Annotated in this window: 4 protein-coding genes and 1 rRNA gene; 2 read left to right on the forward strand and 3 right to left on the reverse strand. The window is 41.1% G+C overall.

The genetic code is table 11. The features are described 5' to 3' along the window. Positions 1-305: 305 nt before the first annotated feature. Both QMD71_09910 and QMD71_09915 read left to right on the forward strand, forming a co-directional pair. Positions 306-692: a 4Fe-4S dicluster domain-containing protein gene (locus QMD71_09910; GenBank protein MDI6841139.1), complete on the forward strand. Its 387-nt coding sequence runs from the start codon at positions 306-308 to the stop codon at positions 690-692. 130 nt (positions 693-822) lie between these two features. After that, positions 823-2,013 (forward strand): PEGA domain-containing protein, encoded by a 1,191-nt coding sequence (locus QMD71_09915; protein ID MDI6841140.1) that lies wholly within the window; start codon positions 823-825, stop codon positions 2,011-2,013. A 79-nt stretch (positions 2,014-2,092) separates the two neighbouring features. Here the strand turns inward: QMD71_09915 and QMD71_09920 are convergent, their stop codons facing one another. From QMD71_09920 to QMD71_09930, 3 genes are all read right to left on the reverse strand, one after another. Next, entirely contained in the window at positions 2,093-2,596 is a 504-nt protein-coding gene (locus QMD71_09920; GenBank protein MDI6841141.1) for a T9SS type A sorting domain-containing protein, read from the reverse strand. Continuing rightward, positions 2,565-3,251, reverse strand: coding sequence for a VCBS repeat-containing protein (locus QMD71_09925; protein MDI6841142.1), 687 nt, complete (start codon positions 3,249-3,251; stop codon positions 2,565-2,567). The genes QMD71_09920 and QMD71_09925 overlap by 32 nt, the downstream gene beginning before the upstream one ends. Before the next feature lie 207 nt (positions 3,252-3,458). Continuing rightward, a 23S ribosomal RNA gene (locus QMD71_09930) occupies positions 3,459-3,930 on the reverse strand; the annotation flags it as partial.

The raw sequence follows: 3,930 nt of genomic DNA on the forward strand, positions 1-3,930 counted from the left end.
AATGGATTCATCTGAGCATAATTGGTTACCATTTATTGAGAAGAAAGGACTTTTTTATGCCTTATATGTGGACAAAGCTTCTCAATTTAAGACTACAAGATATAGAGGAATTTTTGAGCAAAAGGTGATATGTGCCATACGGAGTAAAATTTTAACATTTTGATGTAATGAAAATTTAACATCTTGACGAATTAATAACACAATTTTCTTGACAGGTATCAATTTCTTTGTAAAATTAGACGATGTAGGGGCAACACTTGTGGTTGCCCAAATAACAGAGCAGGGACAAGCCCTGTCCCTACATTATGGAAATTAATCTTAAATCGGCTGTTATTCGTAAGATTGAAGAAATAAGTGGTGAGAATATCCTTAAGTGTTATCAGTGTGGCAAGTGTTCGGCAGGCTGTCCTGCTGTTGGAGCTATGGACATTCTACCAAACCAAGCTATACGCCTAATACAAGTTGGAGAAGTAGATGAGGTAGTAAATTCGAAGACAGTATGGGTATGCGCAAGTTGTTTCACCTGTAGTGCGCGCTGCCCCAAAGGTGTAGATGTAGCTAAGGTACTTGAAGCTGTGAGGCTTATATTCTTGAGAAAGAATGTGGATTATCAGATACCTAAAGAGGTGCCAGATAAAAACAAATTGCCCCAAATTGCACTCATAAGTAGCTTTCGTAAATTAACTGCTTGAGGTCGCACCTCATAGACTTTTACCTTTTCCAAGTGTAGGGGCTCCGGTTTATTGGAGCTTAAATTTGAGTCAAACAGCAAAAAAACTTGACAATTTAAATATTATGAATATATATTTAAAGAGGGATAAAATGAAGAAATTACTATTTTTAATTGGATTACTCTTTATAAGTGCAGCTTTGCTTACAACGGCTGATTGCTATGTAATTCCGGCAGCTGTTGGTGATGAAGGCTCGGTTACAGGTTATTTTTATGAGAAGAGTTATGCAGACCAAGATAGCGGATTCCAGCACTTGGAGGCAGCGTTTAAATTTGGTATCAAATGGGTGCCAATTCGTAACATTGAACTCTATTGCAGTCCATCATTACGGTACCACTTTTGGCTTTATTCTTGTACAGGACTTGGTGACCTTGATGTTGGTGCCACCTATATCTTTAGAAAAGGGATAGGTGCACATACATTTTTGAGACTCCCAACAGGTAACTCCAATATACCGGGCTATACAGAAGCTGTTGGTTACCCAAAGTTTTCAAGTAAAAAAGTAGGTAATGGCTTATTGTTTATTTTAAGTTATGACTTAGCACAAGGGGTGGGTCTACATTTAAATACTGGTTACTTACTTAATATTGGTGACCTCGTAAGTAGAGAGGATACGATAAATCCAAACCCCATATACAAAAATCACATGCCGATTGGAATAGGGGTCACGCTTCCATATGGAGTATTTATTGAGGTAGTGACTGACCTTCTCCAATATACAACCCGTATCCCAATCACTAAGAATCCAAAAAGGGTAGTCCTTGGAGTTAAATCTGAATGGATTCATGGAATCAAACTACTTGGTGCATTTGAATACGGGACATGGGGAACAGGAGACCCACCAATTCATCCATGGGAAAGAGGGTTACACGGTGGAGGCCAGTGGGATGTGACTCTCGGTATATCATTCCCAATTACTACTGCAAAGAAACCAGCAAAAAGAGAGCGAGTTATTATTACCAAGAGACCTGTAACTCAACCCTATACGACTTTAACAACAGGAGTGCTTGAAGGCAGAATCCTAAATAGGGAAACAGGTAAGCCAATTAAGGAGCTAAGCTTCCCGAGGCTTCAAATCTATACAAAAACAAGTAGTGAGTATGACCTACTCTACTATAGCCAATCAAGTTCACCAGAGTGGGGTGAATACAAGCTCATTTTCCCGACTGGCAAGCATTTAATAACACTTGAAATTCCAGGTTATGAGCCCTGTGCAAAAGAGGTAACAATATATTCTGGCAAAAGCACACGCATAGATTGGGAGCTCATACCAATCAAGTAAAAATTCAGAGACAGCCCTTCTTTAAATCTATTTTACTAACACTAACTTCCGCATGAGCACTTTACTATTACACTCCAATTTACAAAAATATACACCATTTGCTATTCCCTTTAGTATCCCAGTCAATAGAGTAGTAGCCAGCTCCTTTGGTTTCATCAACAAGTGTCTTTACTAATCGGCCTGAAATGTCGTAAATCTTGAGCAATATTTTACTCTTCACTGGTAATTGGTAATTGATAACTGTTGATAGACCAAATGGATTTGGATAAGCCTGTAGTAAATAATCTTGATGTAGAGAGCCATTCTCAGCTATACCTTGAGATACCGAAAAGTAGCCATCTACCATATTAAATTCAATCTCATTACCACCAGTATCGAGCAGCATACATGTCCAAAAGGAATAGTCACCCTCACGTCCGAGACGTATCTTTGAGCTCCCATAACGGACAACTGTCCATTTAATATAGGCTATAGTGCCACTGCCAGTTACACTAGAAGTTCTCGAAAGAGAGCAGCAACAAAGAGTTATTATTCCTGTAGCATTATCTATTTTAAATAAACAGCATTTGGCTCTCCATTGCAAATGCAACTGCACATGTACTTCTTAAATCGTTGGATATCCATGATGGAGAAGTCTCAAGTATTCCTTCATGATTTAAGAATAAAATATTTGCCATTGATACATCTCCAGCAGAGGCGCCATTCCCACAAGCAAGGTCAAACCAGCCATCATTGTTGACATCTGCCCATGCCATACCAATAGTTAGATAGCCGGGTGCGCCAGCTGTCCAAGAAGCAACAGTCTCAAGAATAGTATCTTGATTGATATACACGCGGTTGTAGAGTGCCCAGTTAATGTTACCGACAGCAAGGTCAACTCTACCATCTCCATTCATATCACCCCAAGCTCCAGACCAGTCCAAGTCACAATCTTTATCTACATCACCCCAAGCTACATACACGTGAACTTTCTCAGTTGAAATCCAAGAAGGTTCGGTCTCCAGTTGTCCATTTATGTTTTTGTATACATAGTTAGGTTGCGGGTTTGGTGCATATTCATCATTAGCTACTGCTAGGTCCGGATAGCCATCGTTGTCCATATCACCAAATGCAATACCATGACTGCATGAGCCGGGAGAAGCTGTCCAGCATGGAGTATGCTCCAAAGGCACATCTGCTTTTACTTTAATGGTTAAAATGAGAGATACTAAACAAATAGAAAACATTGTTACTTTCATCTCACACCTGCTATTCGTAAAAATAGAAGGTGTGAGGAGTTACGCCAAAAATGAGGAGGTGGTGTGTAAAATGAGGGTGTTTAAAAAAGAGGTTATAAGACTCGAAATTATGAGAGACTGATGCCAATAAAACTCTCTCTAAGAGTGCTATGTAAAATTCCTCACACCTTACGGAATGCTTAATTTTAACTGGATTGGTGATTTAGTGAAGATAAGCCTCACGGCTTATTAGTATCGCTTGGCTCAATCCGTTACCGGACTTACACCTACGACCTATCAATCCTGTAATCTACAGGTAGCCTTCAGGGCATCAGGTAGAGATAAATCTCTATCCAATGCACGGGAGACCTAATCTTGGGGTGGGTTTCCCACTTAGATGCTTTCAGCGGTTATCCCTTCCGAACATTAGCTACCCAGCGATGCTCTTGGCAGAACAGCTGGTACACCAGAGGTTCGTCCATCCCAGTCCTCTCGTACTAGGGACGGCTCCCCTCAAGTCTCCTGCGCTCGCGACGGAGAGGGGCCGAACTGTCTCACGACGTTCTGAACCCAGCTCACGTACCGCTTTAATGGGCGAACAGACCAACCCTTGGGACCTTCTCCAGCCCCAGGATGCGATGAGCCGACATCGAGGTGCCAAACCTCGCCGTCGATATGAACTCTCGGGCGAGATAAGCCT

The organism is bacterium, assembly GCA_030018315.1.
Classification (GTDB): Bacteria; Hydrothermota; UBA3073; order JACQXS01; family JAGMCI01; genus JASEGA01.